The organism is Xenorhabdus sp. PR6a, from assembly GCF_028599065.1.
Classification (GTDB): Bacteria; Pseudomonadota; Gammaproteobacteria; order Enterobacterales; family Enterobacteriaceae; genus Xenorhabdus; species Xenorhabdus doucetiae.
This window is the reverse complement of record NZ_JAQRFJ010000064.1, coordinates 1-17,738: the sequence shown is the minus strand read 5'-3', so window position 1 is coordinate 17,738 and position 17,738 is coordinate 1. Positions and strand designations below refer to the sequence as shown.

General features: G+C 42.8%; 13 protein-coding genes and 1 pseudogene. 6 read left to right on the top strand and 8 right to left on the bottom strand.

The window, feature by feature from the left end; translation table 11 throughout:
* Window positions 1–229: 229 nt before the first annotated feature.
* Complete coding sequence (locus tag PSI15_RS14815; RefSeq protein WP_273584183.1) at window positions 230–1,096, top strand: AraC family transcriptional regulator; 867 nt, start codon at window positions 230–232, stop codon at window positions 1,094–1,096.
* Here PSI15_RS14815 and PSI15_RS18635 read toward each other — a convergent pair.
* Window positions 1,077–1,313: pseudogene (locus tag PSI15_RS18635) on the bottom strand (IS30 family transposase); the annotation flags it as partial. The gene PSI15_RS14815 and the pseudogene PSI15_RS18635 sit on opposite strands and share 20 nt — an antisense overlap.
* Before the next feature lie 776 nt (window positions 1,314–2,089).
* Here PSI15_RS18635 and PSI15_RS14810 point away from each other — a divergent pair.
* Genes PSI15_RS14810 through PSI15_RS14800 form a run of 3 tightly spaced genes read left to right on the top strand, consistent with a single transcriptional unit; the run spans window position 2,090 to window position 4,521 of the window.
* The gene (locus PSI15_RS14810) at window positions 2,090–2,509 is read left to right on the top strand and encodes a GNAT family N-acetyltransferase (RefSeq protein WP_273584182.1); all 420 of its coding nucleotides are present in this window, start codon (window positions 2,090–2,092) and stop codon (window positions 2,507–2,509) included.
* Between the two features lie 15 nt (window positions 2,510–2,524).
* A complete protein-coding gene (locus PSI15_RS14805) occupies window positions 2,525–3,214 on the top strand; it encodes a helix-turn-helix transcriptional regulator (protein ID WP_273584181.1) in 690 nt (229 codons plus the stop codon).
* Window positions 3,215–3,240: 26 nt separating this feature from the next.
* The gene (locus PSI15_RS14800; protein ID WP_273584180.1) at window positions 3,241–4,521 is read left to right on the top strand and encodes a cytosine permease; all 1,281 of its coding nucleotides are present in this window, start codon (window positions 3,241–3,243) and stop codon (window positions 4,519–4,521) included.
* A 43-nt stretch (window positions 4,522–4,564) separates the two neighbouring features.
* On the opposite strand, the gene iolB is transcribed toward PSI15_RS14800, so the two are convergent.
* From iolB to iolG, 5 genes are all read right to left on the bottom strand, one after another.
* Window positions 4,565–5,395, bottom strand: coding sequence for a 5-deoxy-glucuronate isomerase (iolB, locus tag PSI15_RS14795; protein ID WP_273584179.1), 831 nt, complete (start codon window positions 5,393–5,395; stop codon window positions 4,565–4,567).
* A 26-nt stretch (window positions 5,396–5,421) separates the two neighbouring features.
* Entirely contained in the window at window positions 5,422–6,312 is an 891-nt protein-coding gene (gene iolE / locus PSI15_RS14790; RefSeq protein WP_273584178.1) for a myo-inosose-2 dehydratase, read from the bottom strand.
* Window positions 6,313–6,360: 48 nt separating this feature from the next.
* Window positions 6,361–8,286 (bottom strand): bifunctional 5-dehydro-2-deoxygluconokinase/5-dehydro-2-deoxyphosphogluconate aldolase, encoded by a 1,926-nt coding sequence (locus tag PSI15_RS14785; RefSeq protein ID WP_273584177.1) that lies wholly within the window; start codon window positions 8,284–8,286, stop codon window positions 6,361–6,363.
* A gap of 4 nt (window positions 8,287–8,290) precedes the next feature.
* Window positions 8,291–9,988: a solute:sodium symporter family transporter gene (locus PSI15_RS14780; RefSeq protein ID WP_273584176.1), complete on the bottom strand. Its 1,698-nt coding sequence runs from the start codon at window positions 9,986–9,988 to the stop codon at window positions 8,291–8,293.
* A gap of 243 nt (window positions 9,989–10,231) precedes the next feature.
* Entirely contained in the window at window positions 10,232–11,224 is a 993-nt protein-coding gene (gene iolG / locus PSI15_RS14775; RefSeq protein ID WP_273584175.1) for an inositol 2-dehydrogenase, read from the bottom strand.
* 394 nt (window positions 11,225–11,618) lie between these two features.
* Here iolG and PSI15_RS14770 point away from each other — a divergent pair, with 394 nt between their 5' ends.
* Window positions 11,619–12,620: a serine hydrolase domain-containing protein gene (locus tag PSI15_RS14770; RefSeq protein ID WP_273584174.1), complete on the top strand. Its 1,002-nt coding sequence runs from the start codon at window positions 11,619–11,621 to the stop codon at window positions 12,618–12,620.
* A 147-nt stretch (window positions 12,621–12,767) separates the two neighbouring features.
* Here the strand turns inward: PSI15_RS14770 and iolD are convergent, their stop codons facing one another.
* Both iolD and PSI15_RS14760 read right to left on the bottom strand, forming a co-directional pair.
* Complete coding sequence (gene iolD / locus PSI15_RS14765; RefSeq protein WP_273584184.1) at window positions 12,768–14,702, bottom strand: 3D-(3,5/4)-trihydroxycyclohexane-1,2-dione acylhydrolase (decyclizing); 1,935 nt, start codon at window positions 14,700–14,702, stop codon at window positions 12,768–12,770.
* A 22-nt stretch (window positions 14,703–14,724) separates the two neighbouring features.
* Complete coding sequence (locus tag PSI15_RS14760) at window positions 14,725–16,236, bottom strand: CoA-acylating methylmalonate-semialdehyde dehydrogenase (protein ID WP_273584173.1); 1,512 nt, start codon at window positions 16,234–16,236, stop codon at window positions 14,725–14,727.
* Between the two features lie 208 nt (window positions 16,237–16,444).
* On the opposite strand from PSI15_RS14760, the gene PSI15_RS14755 reads away from it, so the two are divergent.
* On the top strand, window positions 16,445–17,278 hold the full coding sequence (locus tag PSI15_RS14755) for a MurR/RpiR family transcriptional regulator (protein WP_045969169.1): 834 nt from the start codon (window positions 16,445–16,447) through the stop codon (window positions 17,276–17,278).
* The last annotated feature ends 460 nt before the right edge of the window (window positions 17,279–17,738 follow it).

Sequence of the window (17,738 nt, the reverse complement as noted above, 5' to 3'; positions counted from 1 at the left end):
ACAATTGATTTATCACAATACTGTTTGTTATCGATTTGTTTTTGTTTTCGTTTATTTTATGTATCTAAATAATATATGGGTAGTAGCAACTATGTTGTCAGACGCCAATAATTATCTGATCCCTTTCGTTCTAACTGCCAATGACAGAAAAGCATAAGTCAGCAATAATCATCATGCTTTGCTACAGGAGGCTATATAACATGTCCTTGTACCAATTAGATTGAATAATATGATTATGATTAAACAACGATTGAACGCTCTTCTTCATTATATTGATGAAAATATCGATACACATATGGACGGAGAAAGTCTGAGTAGTATTGTGGCTTGCTCTAAGTATCACTTTCACAGATTGTTTTCCGCAACTTATGGTATCGGTGTTGCTGCATATATCAGGCAAATTCGATTGAAGAGAGCTATTTATGATCTGGCGTATAACAATAGTTCAGTCATGGATATTGCTCTTGCGTGTGGATATGAAAGTTCTGAGGCATTCTCCAGGGCATTCAAAAGTTCAGTTGGTCAAAGTCCTATTGAGTTCAGAAAAAAACCTGATTGGTCTATCTGGTACAGCCATTACCAAATCATAAATGATATTAGGACTAAAGTTATGAATGAGAAATTATCTCCTGTTGAAGTAAAAGTCGTCAATTTCCCGGAAACCTTCGTGGCAATCATGGAGCATAAAGGTTCGCCATCAACTATTGGCAATACAATTAGAGAGTTCAAAGAATGGAGAATAAATCATAAATTATCCCCAAAGCGCAATCGAACTTTCAATCTTGTTTATGCAGATCCCGCAAACATTGATCCGGAAGAATACCAATTTGACTTATGTGTGAAAGTTTCACCAAAGTTTGAGGTTAACAATTCAAAAATCAGACTAAAAAAGATTCCATCAGGAAAATGTGCTTATATTAGATATATTGGCTCAGATAATGGAATAACTAATATAGTCAATTACTTGTATACAAATTGGTTACCAGAACACAATCAAGAAATTCGGGATTTTCCACTCTTTTTTGAACGAGTAAAATTGTTCCCGACGGTGACGGAGACCGAGGCTGTCACTGATATTTATCTGCCTCTGGTGTGACCTTGACTGCTTTTACCACAGAATAGAGGCGTTCTAATACGTTACGCTGGGCTTGTTTGGGACAATATTTTTGCGCCTCACAATTTCTTTTCACTTACCACCTAACTGTTGATGGATCTCGATTGAGTGACATTACAATAAAACATTGTGTAAAATCGGCTTCTTTTAAGCTGAAAATCTGATATTTTTCTATTTCGGTCAGTTGTGTATAGGCCATAGTGCATTTTTTTAGCGAGAAAGATGCCTACTATATCAACTGACCACCTTTCTTAGAAATTGCACTTATTAGTTGAATCTAAGTAACATATAGAGATGTATTTTTCATCAAAACAATCCAACGAAATATAGTTTACTAATGGAAATATTTTTCACACACTTAGTTCTGTTTTTAAGAGGAAAGAGGAATTATAATTAGATAACAGATTACTTTTATTCTGTTAAATAACAGAATAAAACCAAAAATATCAAGTACTAAACGTCATTCAATGAAAAAGCTTTACAATTATTTCACAACATAGTTTTAGCGATTTTTTAATCAATCTCACTACTCACTTTGGAAGGAGAATATTAAAATTATTACTTATGATTATAACCAAAACCATAAAAAATGAATTACGTAAAAGTTTCAAATTAAAATTATTTTTATGTTAAAATATAATGTTAAGTCACTATTATTGAATAAAAATCCCACAAGAATCCTATAAAACTCTTGTGGTTATTTATTTTATATTAAAATAAATTTCCCTGGTGATGCCCTAGCCGGGCGCTACATTTTTGTACTAAACAAAAGGGAGCAGATAGCTATTACGGAACGGTGAATTTCGCATTCTCCTGTCTCCCTTAATATTAAGATAAGCATTTCTATCTAAATTTAAATAGGTGAAAAACACTCTTGAAATTAAACTAAAAAAATGATAGCGGATAGGTTAGTGGTATTAGTTTCAGTTATAAATAATTATATCTAAAATTATTGTCTTGAGGTGTCTTCAAAAGATGAAAATGCACATTACCGATACTCCAAATTCACAGGATGAAGCCTATGTAATCCAAAATCTCTGGGCGCATAACCAACAATATAGCGATGTAGATATACACCCCTTATTTCTCACTATCACTGATGAAGATAATCAAATTATTGCGGGTCTTATTGCTAAAACTTGGTGGGGTGGTCTTGAAATTCAATATCTCTGGGTAGATAAAAAATACCGAAAAAAAGGATTCGGAAAACAGCTTATGTTACAAGCCGAAAAAGAGGCATTAAACAGGCATTGCCATATGGCTTATGTCGATACTTTTGACTTTCAGGCCAGAGGATTTTATGAAAAATTAGGTTACAAAGCTTATGGGGAACTTGGTGGGTATTCTCATAAATACACTCGTTTTTATCTCACGAAAAGTATTCAACATATCTAATCATGTGAGATAAGAATGAATTTGCCCTACAACGATAATAATTCCTATCTAAAGGGATTAGTCGCCATGATGGAACATCTAAGTGAGCCTTGGGGAATAAAAGATTTAGATTCCCGCCATATTTACATGAACAAGGCCGCATACCTCTACACTAATACTCCCATAAATTTTGATATAGAGGGAAAGCTTGATAATGAGTTTCCAGCTGATTGGGCTGAATTAGCTGAAGACCTAACAGAACATGACAAAAGAGCCGAAGAATTTCAAGATAGGGTTTCTGTCATAGAAACCCATTATTGGTATGGTAGAGATAGCCTAACACCATTCATTAGTGAAAAGTTTCCGGTATATAACAATGATAAAGAATGTATTTGGATAGTATGGAATGCCAAGCCTCTAAATACATTGTCACCTTTACAATATATCAACCAGCAGAAACCCAGTATCTTAACAACGGAAATCGATACCAAACTGTTTACCAAAGCTGAGATGGATATCATTTTTTTTATGCTCCACCGCTTTTCAAATAAGGAAATGGCCAAAATATACAATGTAAGCAACAAAACCATAGAAAACAGAATATATAACATCTACCAAAAAGCTAATGTCCATTCTCTCCAACAACTTGAAGAGTTTTGTCGACATTTACATCTGGACAACTACATCCCCGGACGCCTAATAGAGAAAGGTATTCTCTTTATCTGAACTCCATCAAGGAATCACGAAATATTATGGTTAAAATTGAAGACTATCCATTGAGCCGAGTGCCACAAACACAACGTGTATCAATGTTAAGCGTGGCTATCGTTCATATGGGCATGTTGACAGCATTAGATCAATTTATGCTTGGAGCTGTACTTGGTGACTCTATGGCGCTTATCGATGCCTTTATCGCCATTTTCATCGGCAGTTTGCTCTTTGGCATTGTCACATTCGGGCTCGGCTTCGCAGGAATGCGCGAAGGCTTATCCGGCAGCCTGTTGGCTCGGTGGTGCGGTTTTGGCCGCATAGGATCAGTATTAATTGGTTTTATTGTCGCAATCAGTTTATTAGGCTGGTTTGGTATTCAAAACGCTATTTTTGCCCATTCCCTTAACTTTGCTACTGGCGATAAACTCGGCTTCGCCTGGGCTGCGGCACTCTCCGGCACGTTGTTAACAACGCTGGTCGCCTTTGGTTTTAAGGCATTGCGCTTTACCGCCAGGATCGCGGTTCCCCTGTTTATTCTGCTGGTTGCTTATATCTCCATTACCGTGCTATCCGGAGGATCAGGGCAACCGCTACATGAAATCATTAGATTACCTCATTCTGGTGATACTTTGTCCATCAGTGCAGGTATCACAATTGTCGTGGGAGGTGCGATTGTTGCCAGCTTAATGACCCCTGATTTGACCCGCTACACCCAATCAGGTAAGCATGTTTTGGGGATCACCTTGCTGACCATTATTGCCGGGGAATTTGTAATTAATGGCTTGGCGATTTTGATCGCAAAAGCCCTGCATACGTCAGATGTTGTCACTATCATGTCACAAGTCGCAGGGGGAGCGGGGCTTCTGGTTGTTGTTTTCTCCACATTGAGAGTCAATGATCTGAACCTGTATTCTTCATCATTAGGCATTATCAACGCTGTAGAAGGGATCACTGGCAAAAAACTTCGTTATCCTCCAACGACTTTAGGTATTGGAATACTCGGAACGCTACTTTCTATTCTCGGTATTCTGGATCGGTTTGTGGATTTCCTGACGGTGTTGGGCGTTGTTTTCCCGCCCATTATTGGGATTATGTTGGTGGATTACTATATTCTGCGCTCCTATCGCAAGATATTGGATGAGAGCCGAGAACACGGCACACTTCCATATGAAACACCAACGATTGGTTTGGCTGCCATTATTGCCAGCGCGATCGGCAGTGTGATTGGGTTAATAACCGACTGGGGTGTTCCAGCCATTAATTCGCTCTTGCTGGCGAGCTTAACCTATGGGTTATTTAAGTTAGTTTGTAAACGTTCTTAGCATAATGGATCTATGATGTTGCTCCCCAAATGGGGAGCAACACTTAATGGTTAGCATGTTTTTCTGCATACTCTTTGCCGTTAACCCATTGATGATCTTTTTCCCATGAGAATAACCAATTGCGTGTCGGACCCGCCATGACATTCAGATAGTAACTGTCATAACCCGCAATGGTCGCCACGGGGTGATACCCTTTTGGCACCATGACCACATCCTTGTTATAAACCGCCATTGTTTCATCCAGTGAGCGGTCATCGGTATAGACTCGCTGTACACAAAAACCCTGCGGTGGGTTCAAGCGATGGTAATACGTCTCTTCCAGATAGGTTTCTTGTGGCTCGTTATCGGTATCGTGTTTGTGGCTGGGATAGGAGCTGGTGCACCCTTCATCAGTATAAACTTCAACAACCAGTAGACTATCTGCGGGTTGATTATCTGGCAGGATGTTGTGAACATAGCGTCGATTATTGCCATGACCACGCTGTTCAGCCTCAATATCTTGTGGCGTGATTAAACGGGTGGGATAACTTCCTTTTCCTTTTGCCTGACATACCGCCAACTCAAGTTGAGTTTCGGCAATAATTTCCATCACTTCATCGGGAGCAACATAGACGGCATAAGGCTTTTTGCGCTCAAATGGACTCATGCGCTCCCCCATTTTCTCAAATCGTTGCTGAGGCGTCACTATTGTGGCTTTTCCTGCCACCAGCACCAGACACGTTTCATTTTCTGAGGCGGGTAAGGTAATCGATTCCCCCGCATTCAGCTCATAAACCGCAAAATGAACATATCCCCAGTTGGCTGTTTCCGGTGTAATATGTTGTGTCCGTTTATCCTGATCCGGTGCGCGGTATTTCGACAATAGCTTAGACATTTAGCTTTTCCCCCCAATCTCCGCATTTAAACTAATCCCGCTTCTCTGGCAAATTTATGCAAGTTGCGATATCCCATTGTGGCATAAGTCAGTGGATGGGCGACGGCGGGATCTTGTTCTGCTTCAACTACCAGCCAACCGTGATAGTTATTCGCTTTCAAGATCGCAAAAAGGGCCGGATAATCGACGCAACCGTCTCCTGGGACAGTAAAAACACCACTCAATACCGCATCAAGGAAACTGGTTTTACGGTTTTTGATATCTTTTAACACGTCCGGGCGAATGTCTTTACAATGCACATGATTAATACGTGTGCACCAACGTCTTGTCACTGCCAATGGATCTTCTCCTGCAAAAGTCAGATGCCCGGTATCCAATAACAAACCCACTTCCTCACCCGTATGCTCCATTAGATTATCGATATCTTCCGCACTTTCAATCACTGTTCCCATGTGATGATGATACGCAATCTGTACACCTTGTGACCGAGTATAACGGGCAAATGCTGTTAGCTTTTCGCCATATTCTTGCCAGCGCTCTACCGGAAACAGTGGACGAAGATATACGGGTTTATTCTGATTGCCATGAATGCACTGTGTCACTTCGGCAAACACCATCACAGTTGCCCCCAGTTCACGCAACAGAGTCAAATGTGGCTGAACGGCGGCAATTTCTTCTTCAACACTGCGCGTCAGCAGTTCACCGGAGTACCAGCCAGACACCAGTTTCAAATCATGGTCGGCTAAAATAGGCCCTAAAACCTGTGCCTGACGAGGAAATTTATTGCCCAGTTCAAAACCCGCAAACCCTGCTTGTCGCCCTTCTGTCAGGCAAATTTCCAACGGTGTTTCTGCACCTAAAGAGGGCAAGTCATCATTGGTCCATGTCAGGGGGTTGATGCCAAGTTGAACAGCCATAAAGGTTCTCTCCTGTAAGATGAAAAAAATGATGTTCTGTTAGCGTTGTTACCTACGTTGACGCCAGTAGTTAATCAGATTGTGATAGTTAGTTTTTATTTTCAGGATCAGCGTTTCCTCATCAATTTCTCCCGCCAGCCATTGCAGTGACGGCTGACCAAACAGCGTTCTTCCAACGGCAAAACCTTTGACAATCGGTTTACCTGCGGCTGCATTGAAGCTGGCCTTCAAGATAGTTTCAGGCGCATCAAGGCCAAGGATGACAACACCGCGGCAGTGAGGATCATACTGTTCGATTAATACAGCGATTTGATCCCAAGTGGCTGATTGCATTGGTGGCAATTTCCACCAGTCCGGTTTAATGCCAAGATTATAAAAACGCTGGAGCGCACGCAGATAAAGCGCATCAGAATGGGGCATATCGGTTGGCAAAATAACTTCCAGCAATAATTCATGGCCGGATTGACAACAGGCAGCATAGACTTCCTGTATGGTTTTTTCCTGCTCCAAACGCAATGGAGGGTTATCTTCTGGATGAAAGAACACTAAACATTTCACAATATGTTCCCGCGGCCAACTCACTAGCTGGGAACCAATATCACCGTGTTCGAGGCAAAGCGGCCGGGAGCCGGGCAGTTCAATCGGACGACCAATCCATAACCCCTTCCCGGTTGCGGCATTCAGTACATCTTGGCCGAAACGACTGTCACACAATATCCCCGCTTTTCCTGCCAAATGGGCTTCTGTGCTGACTTTCTGACAGGCACGGAACAACAGTTTTTTCAGTTGTGGAATTCGATCGAGACTGGCATTCACCTTACGTGCCATTTCGACAAACTGGATACGATGATCAAATGCCATGATACATAATTCATCCCATTGTTTGTGACGGCTGCCAACCCGATGCAGGTGATTGAGATGTGAATCTAAATCAGGGCGAGGTACTGCTGTTGCTCGCATCAGATAATTATCCAACTCCGTCTTATCTGGCATGGCAGGCGCACACCCATGACGGGAAACAACCAAAGCGCCACAAGCATTGGCATAAGTGCAAGCCTGTTGCCAACTTTCGTTATTCAGGTAGCCGCGCAACAAACCAGACATAAAGGCATCCCCTGCCCCCAAAACGTTCAGGATTTCTACCTTGACGCCTTGTATCGTGATCCCCTCATCTAAGGTATTGGGAATATTGGCAGTGAATACCGAACATCCCAATGCACCACGCTTGCAAACTAATGTTGCAGCCGTCAGTGCCCGTACCCGATGCAAAGCTTCAACCGTATCCGTAGAGCCACCAGCAATATGAAACTCTTCTTCGGTTCCCACAATCAAGTCAAATTGGGAGAGCACTTCCTGCAATTGCGCTGTCACTTGCTCTGAGGCGATATAGCGGGTTTCACCGTCACCCAGTGAAGTCAATCCCCACAAGACCGGGCGATAATCGATATCAATGACGGTCTTGACACCATTTCTGCGGGCATAAGTCAGTGCAGTCAAAACAGCATCACGCGTTTGCGGGTGGGAAAGGTGGGTTCCGGTGATTGCCAGACAACAGGCAGATGCAATATAGTCTTCGCTGAAATCATCTTGGGTAATAGCCATATCAGCACAATTATCGCGGTAAAAAATCAGCGGGAAAGTTTCATTATCTTTAATGCCGAGCAAAACTAACGCAGTTAACCGCTCTTTATCGGTGATCAAATGGCTGGTATCACAACCAACCCGCTCCAACTCTTCACGCAGAAAGCGTCCCATATGTTCATCACCAACCCTTGCCAGCATTGAGGATTTTAATCCCTGGCGCGCGGTTCCATAGGCTACATTTCCTGATGATCCCCCTAAGTATTTGGCAAAACTTCCCATGTCTTCCAGACGGGAACCGGTTTGTTGGCCATACAGATCAACTGCGATACGTCCCATGCAGATAACATCCAACTTTTTATGTCGCTCATTATGTTGCTTATGCTGTTCCATTGATTCACCTCTTACCGGCAACCGTATTTGCTACCGCCAGACGCTTAAATAACGCCTTGCCTGTCTGATAGAAAACATAACCCAAGATACTGACCACAAATACATAATAGAGTGCCATCACATAAGCAGGCACGTTTTCGGCAAGGAAAACATACATGGAAACGACAGCCAAAGTAATTAACAACCCCGCCGGTTTCACCATCGACCAAGGTGTAATATCCACCTGTTCTGTATACACTTCCTGATAAGATTCGGCGGGAAAAAAATAACCAATCGTCAACATAAAGATGATGTTCAGCACAAACAGAATGCCAACCAGATGGAAGAAGTGAATATTGACGTTCAGAATAAAGTTACAGATGATGTAAGCCGACATACCGAACAATAGCCCCAGTTTCGCCGCAATCGGGGGAACACGTTTTGTCATCAGCCCAACCAGAACCACACTGAGGATCGGGGCATTGAACATCCCCTGTAGCTGCTGGAGTAAGTAAAACAATCCTTCAGGTGCATGAGCGACAAGTGGGGCAATAATCATCGTTGCTAATGCCAGCCCTACGCCCAAATATTTACCCGCGGCTACAGCCTGCGCTTCAGTGGCATTCGGGTTCCGTGGTTTGTAGATATTGACGGTAAATAGTGTCACGGAAGCGTTCAACCCACCGCTAAATGTCGAGAATACCGCTCCCACAACGACCGCCGCAAAGAAGCCAACCAGTACCTTGGGCAATACCAGTTGCACTAACGCAGGATAAGCGTTATCTGGATTATCTATTTGACCGTTGAAAATATGAAATGCAATGACTCCCGGTAAGATAATGATGGAAGGGATAATAAGTTTAAATAAGGCGCACAACATGACACCTTTTTGCCCTTCCGCCAGATTCTTGGCGCCCAATGATTTCTGCACAATGGATTGATTGGTACACCAGAAAAACAGGTTAGAGACAAGCAGCCCTGTGAACAGGGTCGAGAATGGCACAAGCGAATCTTCACTGCCAATGGAATTGAACTTCTCTGGATGAGCGTGATAGACATCAGTTAACCCTTTCCACGCATTACCATCTCCCACATACAATAGCGCAAACACCGTGACCATCAGGCCGCCTACAATCAAGCCAACACCATTTAAAGTATCGGCAACTGCAATCGCTTTGATCCCACCAAAGATAGCGTAAATCGCGCCCAATCCTCCCACTCCCCAAACCATGATCCAAAGTGCTGTGGTTTTATCGATCTGAAAAACCCGGGAAACCTGAAACAGACTTTCCAGAGCAATAGCCCCTGTATATAGAACGATGGGTAATAATGAGATCACATACATTGCTAAAAATAGGATTGATGTAATCAGCAAAGTATTTTTATCAAATCGGCGCTCAAGATATTCTGGGATGGTTGAAATGCCTAATTTTAAATATCTTGGCAGGAAATAGATGGCGAAGAGGACAATCGTTAAAGCCGCAATCACTTCCCACGCCATAACAATAAATCCGGTTCTGAACGCCAATCCATTGAGGCCGACCAAATGTTCTGTAGACAAATTCATTAATAACATGGAGCTGCCGATATATACTCCAGTCAGAGAGCGCCCGCCAAGGAAATAACCTTCGGTTGAAGCACTTAACTGTTTGTTTCGTGTCTTATAATAAGCGAACCCTGCGACCAGTAGGGTAAAACCCATAAAAGAAAGAAAAGTTGACATATCTCCTCCACTCTAATTAACCGTTTTCAGACAGTAATAAGCCGACAGGAAGACCCTGTTTTTATTTGTGGAAATGATGTAACGTTTTTATATGCCCTTCATCTTTCAATTTGCGGCTTTGTTAATTGCACAGCAATTTGAAATTACTCAGGTATAAAAACGGCCTGCCACTGTTATGGTTGCTGGAACTGATAGGGTGTTTTTTTATGAAATAAATGTTCCAGCAACGCTTTTTCTTGAATTTTATCGTGATAGTTTGATTTCTTTACCAGATTGCAGGGATTCAAGTGCCTTATCTGCGAGGTATAAAGCCCGTTCGCCATCAATACCGCTAGTCTCAGGAATGGCTCTGCCAGCCATAACATCGACAAAATGACACCATTCCGCAATGTAGGCGTCACGGTAACGTTGCAGGAAAAAATGTTCTGGCTTAGCGGCGGTACAACCACTTTCTCCCCAGAATTCCACACTGTTTTCCTTAATATTTCCGGCTGTCAGCAGACCTTTCTCACCATGCAGTTCTAAGCGTTGATCATAACCATAACCAGAGCGACGGCTGTTAGTAATGGTTGCCATTACCCCCGATGGAAACTTCATCACAATAAATGCAGTATCAATATCGCCCGCCAGACCTATGGCAGGATCAACCAAGTTGCTTGCCTGAGCGTAAATAGCACAGGGTTCCTCTCCCACGATAAAACGTGCCATATCAAAGTCATGAATGGTCATATCCCGAAACATTCCACCAGATACCCGCACATATTCTGCGGGTGGAGGAGAAGGATCACGGGAAGTAATAAGCAGAGATTCGACTTTACCAATGACGCTGGCATCACACAGGTTTTTCAGCCGACGAAATTGGGGATCATAACGACGATTAAATCCGACAAGCAGAGGAACCTGACACGCTTTTACCGTTGTGAGGCACTGGCGAACACGCTCAAGATCCAGGTGAACCGGTTTTTCACAAAAGATCATTTTATTGTGCCGGGCGGCCAATTCTATCAAATCGGCATGGGTCTCTGTTGCTGATGCGATCAAAACACCATGAACATCAGGATCTGACATCGCCTCTTCAGTAGTCTGTATTTTGGCTTGATATTGGTGTGCCAATGCTTCGGCACTTGTCAGATGTGGATCTATCACAGAATAAAGACGAGTTTCTTTATGACCGGCAATGTTAACAGCGTGAACCTGCCCAATTCGCCCGGCGCCAAATAACGCAATATTGAACATGAATGCTCCTTGATACCTTGGTCTCTGCTTTTGGTGTGAATGAAAATATACCAAATAAAACGTTTATTTCAATTTCGTTTTATTTGAAAATTTTATTTTTTAGAGCTAGCTCATAAACTTTCATCTGAGTTGCATCTTGCCGACAATTTCTTTCGTGCCCCTTCGTAACTTTGACATTTCGCTACAAACTCATTAATAGGATTAATCAAGGTATCCTTATAGTGGTGCCCACTGATGCCAACAATCGCCTCAACAGCCAATCCCAGACAGCCTTTACGACCCACCTACGGCTACGAGAAACGAAAAAATTACCGATTTTTTTGTAATTAGGGTTTTTTAATAAATTAAAAAAGCTAGATTATTACTTTTCATAAAAATATTATCGAGGCTATGTATGAACGGTTTCTCAACCAATAAAATAAATTTATCTTCAAATCATAAACTTTTTGAACATGTACACGCTTTAGTGGTTAGCCAAAGAGGAACGTTATTAGCAGAAGGATACTTCTCAGGTCATGATGAATTATGGGGAGAGGATATGGGGAAGATAGATTTCAATAAAAATACTTTACATGACATAAGATCCATCACAAAAAGCATTATATCTATTTTATACGGGCTGGCTATGAAGTACAAAAATGCTCCCAATTTAAAAAGCCCTATCATTGAACATTTCTCCGAATATCGGAAAGATAATAGATTTGATCATATAAATATCGAACATGCACTTACTATGACAATGGGAATAGAGTGGAATGAAAGTTATTCTTACCATGATATTAGAAATGATGAGATCGGCATGGAATTGGCGCAAGATAGGTATGGATATATTTTTTCCAAAACAGTGACAGATCGAGCCGGTGAAACATGGTGCTATTCAGGAGGAAATGTGGCTCTATTAGGTCGCATAATAGAGAAATATACGCATTGCACTTTGCCCGAATTTGCAAATGAAGTCTTGTTCACACAATTAGGTATTCATCATGTTAAGTGGCATAAAGGAAAAGATGGGGTTGCATCGGCGGCCTCTGGGTTACGCCTAACCGCAAGAGATCTATTAAAAATAGGTCTATTGATACTCAATAAAGGTCAATGGGAAGGAAAAGATATCATTCCTGCTACATGGCTCAAAGAATCCATGAAACCTCGATTTTCTACCGGAACAGATGATTATGGCTATCTTTGGTATATGGGTAAATATAGATCACCTATAAATGGGAATGAATATCATTGGCACGCTGCATTTGGAAATGGCGGGCAAATATTATTAATTATTCCTCAGCTAGAATCAATTATTGTCATTTTTAGTGGCAGATATAATAACATTGATATATGGGATAATTTATTTTTATTATTGGAAGATTTTATATTTCCAAAATTGGTGGAAAATTTTTAATTCTATCTTATTAACATCCTATTTTATTGAATTCTCTCTGCTGGGTATTGCAGATCATTTGCATACGGCTGCACACAGAAACCGGAACGTACACACAGTACATAAGGATTTTGCATCCAGCCCTGAACAATCGATATCCAGCGTCGGTTAATACTGACGTACCTTTTTCTCTACATATTTCCTGATTTTTTCTGCTGATGCAGTAATTTCCGGTTTATCCGCAAGCTGCGCAGTTCCTGTTCTCCACCATGATTCATAATCATGGGTCATGGTTTTCGGTAATACTTTAATATCGATTAATGTCGCACATGGCTGTTTCTGCGCATCTTGCAAAGCAGCAATCAATTGTTGCTCATTATGCACCCGATAGCTTTTACAACCGTAGCTTTCGGCATTCTTGGCAAAATCCACGGGTATTAAAGCACCATCTAATCTGCCGCTTTGCTGATTGCGATAACGATTTTCCGTGCCAAAACTTCCCATGCCCTGACTCATCTGCAAGTTATTGATACAACCAAATCCCGCATTATCAAACAACAGCACGGTGATCTTAATGTTTTCCTGAATAGCCGTTTGTAATTCACTGTTTAACATCAAATATGAGCCATCGCCGACCATTGTGTAAACAGGCTGTTCGGGACAAGCGAGTTTTGCCCCCAGTGAGGCAGCAATTTCATACCCCATGCAGGAATAACCATATTCAAGATGATAAGTATCAGGCACTTTCGGTTGCCAAATGCGCTGTAAATCTCCCGGTAAAGAACCCGCTGCTCCCACAATGATGGCGTCGGGTTCCAAATATTGATCCATCAGGCCAAGCACACGGGTTTGAGTCAGATTGGTTCGCAATGTTTCGCTGTACTCGTTCAGTTGATCATCCAAATGCCCTGCAATTTCAGGCTGGAATCCGGCTTGATACTGAATGGAAAACAAGCGTCCTAATTCCTGTTGCCAGGCGGCCTTTGCCTGTGCAATTTCTTGCTGCCACTCAGAACGCCATGCCATTTTTGACAATGCTTGCGCAATGGCATTCAGCCCTTCTCTGGCATCCGCCAGTACACTGACGGCATCCAGTTTGCAGGCGTCAAATTCCGCTACATTGAAGGTAAGGAATTCCACTTCTGGATGTTGGAACAGTGACTTTGAAGCCGTTGTGAAATCGGTAAAACGGGTACCAACACCAATAATTAAATCAGCGTCTTTGGCAAGCTGATTCGCGGCCAAACAACCTGTCGTACCAATGCCGCCACAATTCAATGGATGAGCAGCCACAATCGCACTTTTCCCCGCCTGAGTTTCAGTAAACGGGATATTGAACGTTTCAGCAAAATGGCGAAAAGCCTCATGAGCGTCGGAATAACGTACTCCACCACCACAAATTAACAGCGGCTTTTTCTTGCGCTGAATCAGTGCAATGGCCTCTTGAATACGCACCTGAGAAACCGGGCGGCGTTCAATCTGGTGAATTCGTTTCTGGAAGAAGTAATCCGGGTAATCCCAGACTTCTCCCTGAACATCCTGCGGAAGACAAATCGTGACGGTGCCGGTATCGGCCGGATCGGTCAATACTCGCATGGCGTGGATCATGGCTGCCATTAATTGCTCCGGCCGCGAAATGCGATCCCAATAACGGGACACTGGACGGAAACAGTCATTGGTGCTGATGGTGCCATCACCATACTGTTCAACCTGCTGCAAAACGGGATCAGGCTGGCGACAAGCAAAAGTATCTCCCGGCAATAACAGTAATGGGATGCGATTCGCCGTTGCAGTTGCGGCAGCCGTTACCATATTGGCCGCCCCAGGCCCAACAGAAGAGGTGACGGCAAAAATCTGCCGACGTTTTTTCTGTTTGGCAAATCCCGTGGCAATATGCGCCATCCCCTGTTCATTACAGCCTTGATAAACGCGAAGATGCCCTGCATCCTGCTCTAATGCCTGCCCTAATCCGACCACATTACCGTGACCAAATATCGTGAAGATACCTCGAATAAAGGGATATTCCTCCCCATCAACATGGATATATTGCTGGTTGAGGAATCTGACCAAGGCTTGGGCCATTGTCATTTTCTTCGTATTGATTGATCTGTTTTTCATGGAATAACTACTCCATCGTTGGCATCACAAAATGGCTGTCATGATGTTCCAAACGTACACTGGCAGGCCAACGGCTGGTGACTGTTTTCATGCGGGTATAAAAGCGAACACCGTCATTGCCATGTACATTCAGCGGCCCAAAAATGGAACGCTTCCAGCCACCGAAACTATGAAATGCCATTGGGACTGGGATGGGCACATTCACACCGACCATACCCGCCTGAACGTCTTCACTGAATTGACGAGCCGTTTCACCATCACGGGTGAAAATGGCTGCCCCGTTGCCATATTCATGCTGATTAACCAATTTCAATGCTGTGTCATAATCGGGTACGCGAACGATAACCAGCACCGGGCCGAAGATCTCTTCTTGATAGATTTTCATGTCTGGCGTGACATAATCAAACAGGGTTGGCCCCACGAAATAGCCATTTTCATAGCCTGCAACCTGATACCCTCGCCCGTCAACCCGCAATTTTGCTCCCTGCTCAACGCCACTGCGAATGTAACCACAAATTTTTTCCCTATGTGGCTTGGAAATCACGGGACCCATATCGTTTTCTTTCCCTGCGTTAATACCAGGCCCTACTGACATTTGAGCGATTTGCTGCCGGAGTTTTTCTACCAAGGTATCTGCTATATCATCCCCAACCGCCAGTACCACAGATAAGGCCATGCAACGTTCTCCTGCTGCACCAAATGCCGCCCCCATGATGGCACTTGCTGCCATATCTATATCTGCATCCGGCATCAAAATACTGTGGTTCTTTGCCCCACCCAATGCCTGGCAGCGTTTGCCGTGCGCCGATGCGGTGGCATAAACATATTCCGCAATCGCCGTTGAACCGACAAAACTCACGGCATGAATGCGAGGATCGGTCAGCAGCACATCAACAACTTCTTTATCCCCCTGCACAACGTTAAACACGCCATCCGGCAAACCCGCTTGTTGCAATAATTTCGCCAGTTCAACCGAAAGAGAGGGATCTTTTTCAGAGGGTTTCAGGACAAAGGTATTCCCCGTCGCCAGTGCAATGGGAAACATCCACATTGGCACCATGGCAGGAAAGTTAAAAGGTGTAATGCCAGCGCAAACCCCCAATGGCTGCATTAAGGAGTGGCTATCCACTCCGGTTCCGACATTGGCGGAGTGTTCCCCTTTTTGCAGATGAGGGATACCACAAGCAAATTCGACCACTTCCAGGCCACGCGTTAATTCCCCCACCGCATCAGAGTAAATTTTTCCATGCTCTTCAGAAATCAGCCTTGCCAATCTGTCTTGGTTTTCTTCAAGTAATGATTTGAATTTGAACAGGATACGGGCGCGTTTCAATGGCGAGGTTTTTGACCATTCTTCAAAGGCCAAATGAGCAGATTCAATCGCATATCCAGTCTCATGAACGGTACTCAAGGCAACCTTTCGAATCGCCTGCCCTGTGGCTGGGTTGAAGATGAGTGAAATACGATCACTTTGACTATCAACGAGTTGCCCGCCAATAAAGTTTTTAATCTGTTCCATTCAGAGCCTCTCTAAATACAATTATGATTGAGCCAGTACGGATTGAACCAGCAAGTGACAATTGAATTATAAGCGTTGAATCATAGTGCTACAGATATATGAAATATAAATTTCATTTTCAATTAAATTTGAAATGGTCTTTAATTAATGTGATCAACACGCTATTTTTATGCAACTACACTCATTGAAATTTCCTTATGGGGGCATGATGTCTGCTGCATCTAATCTGCATGAACTTCAAGAACAGGTACGATCCCGTTATGGTGAATTAAGCAAACGGTTACAGCAAGTTGCAAGATATATACTGGATAATACGAATAGTGTCGCTTTTGATACGGTTGCCATTATTGCAAAAGAGGCCGATGTTCCACCTTCTACCTTGATCCGCTTTGCCAATGCCTTTAATTTCAGTGGATTCAATGAAATGAAACAATTGTTTCGCCTGAATTTGGTTGAAGAAACCGCCAGCTATACTGATCGGGCACGGCTGTTCAAAGAGCTGGATGGCGATCATCAGATACCAGAAGATCCTCAGCATATTTTGCAGGAATTTGCCCATTCCAATGCCCAAGCCATGCAGCAACTCGCAGCCCGCACCCCCGCAGAGGATTTAAGTAAGGCAGTAAATTTACTGGCGAATGCTCACAATATTTATATTATCGGCCTGCGCCGCTCTTTCAGCGTGGCATCATATCTTACTTATGCTCTCAGTCATTTGGAGTGCCGTCCCCTGTTAATCGATGGATTGGGTGGTATGTTCCGCGAGCAGATGAATATGATTGGCCCTAAAGATGTCGTGGTTTCTATCAGTTTTACGCCGTATGCCGAGGAAACGGTGATGGTCAGTGAAAGAGCGGCACAGTCTGGCGCGAAGCAAATTGTGATTACTGACAGCCAAATTAGCCCATTAGCGAGTTTCAGCGATATCTGCTTTGTGGTGAAGGAAGCACAGGTTGATGCGTTCCGTTCTCAATCTGCCACCTTGTGTTTGGTGCAGTCCTTAACCGTCGCACTGGCGTATCAGCAAGGGAATGCCGGTTGAGCGGTTAACCCCGAAATCAGCCTAAAGCGTGATCATAAAGCACATTGATCACGCCCATCATGATCAACACAACGATTAAATAATAACAAATAATTACCACTAATATTTTATAGATATTGCTTTATTTAAAATAATCTTTAATCGTTTCCAATCTACAGGTATTCTTTTCAAACAATATAGTTTAATAATGACATAACGGCATCAATGAAGAAAATAATCATAAATCAATGTATTAATAAAAAAACCTCTCCTCTGCCAGATAAAATAATCAAACTATTAGAATTTAAATCGCCATGAAGTCATGCTATTTAATATTAATAGGTTATTTCTTACAACAGTGATTATTTACCCAATTAATTTCATTATTGGCACTGATTTAACTAATCCTTTTCCCATATCACTAAAATACAGACTGAGTATGCCTGATAAAGTAAATCTCAATTCGTATTGAATGTCATTT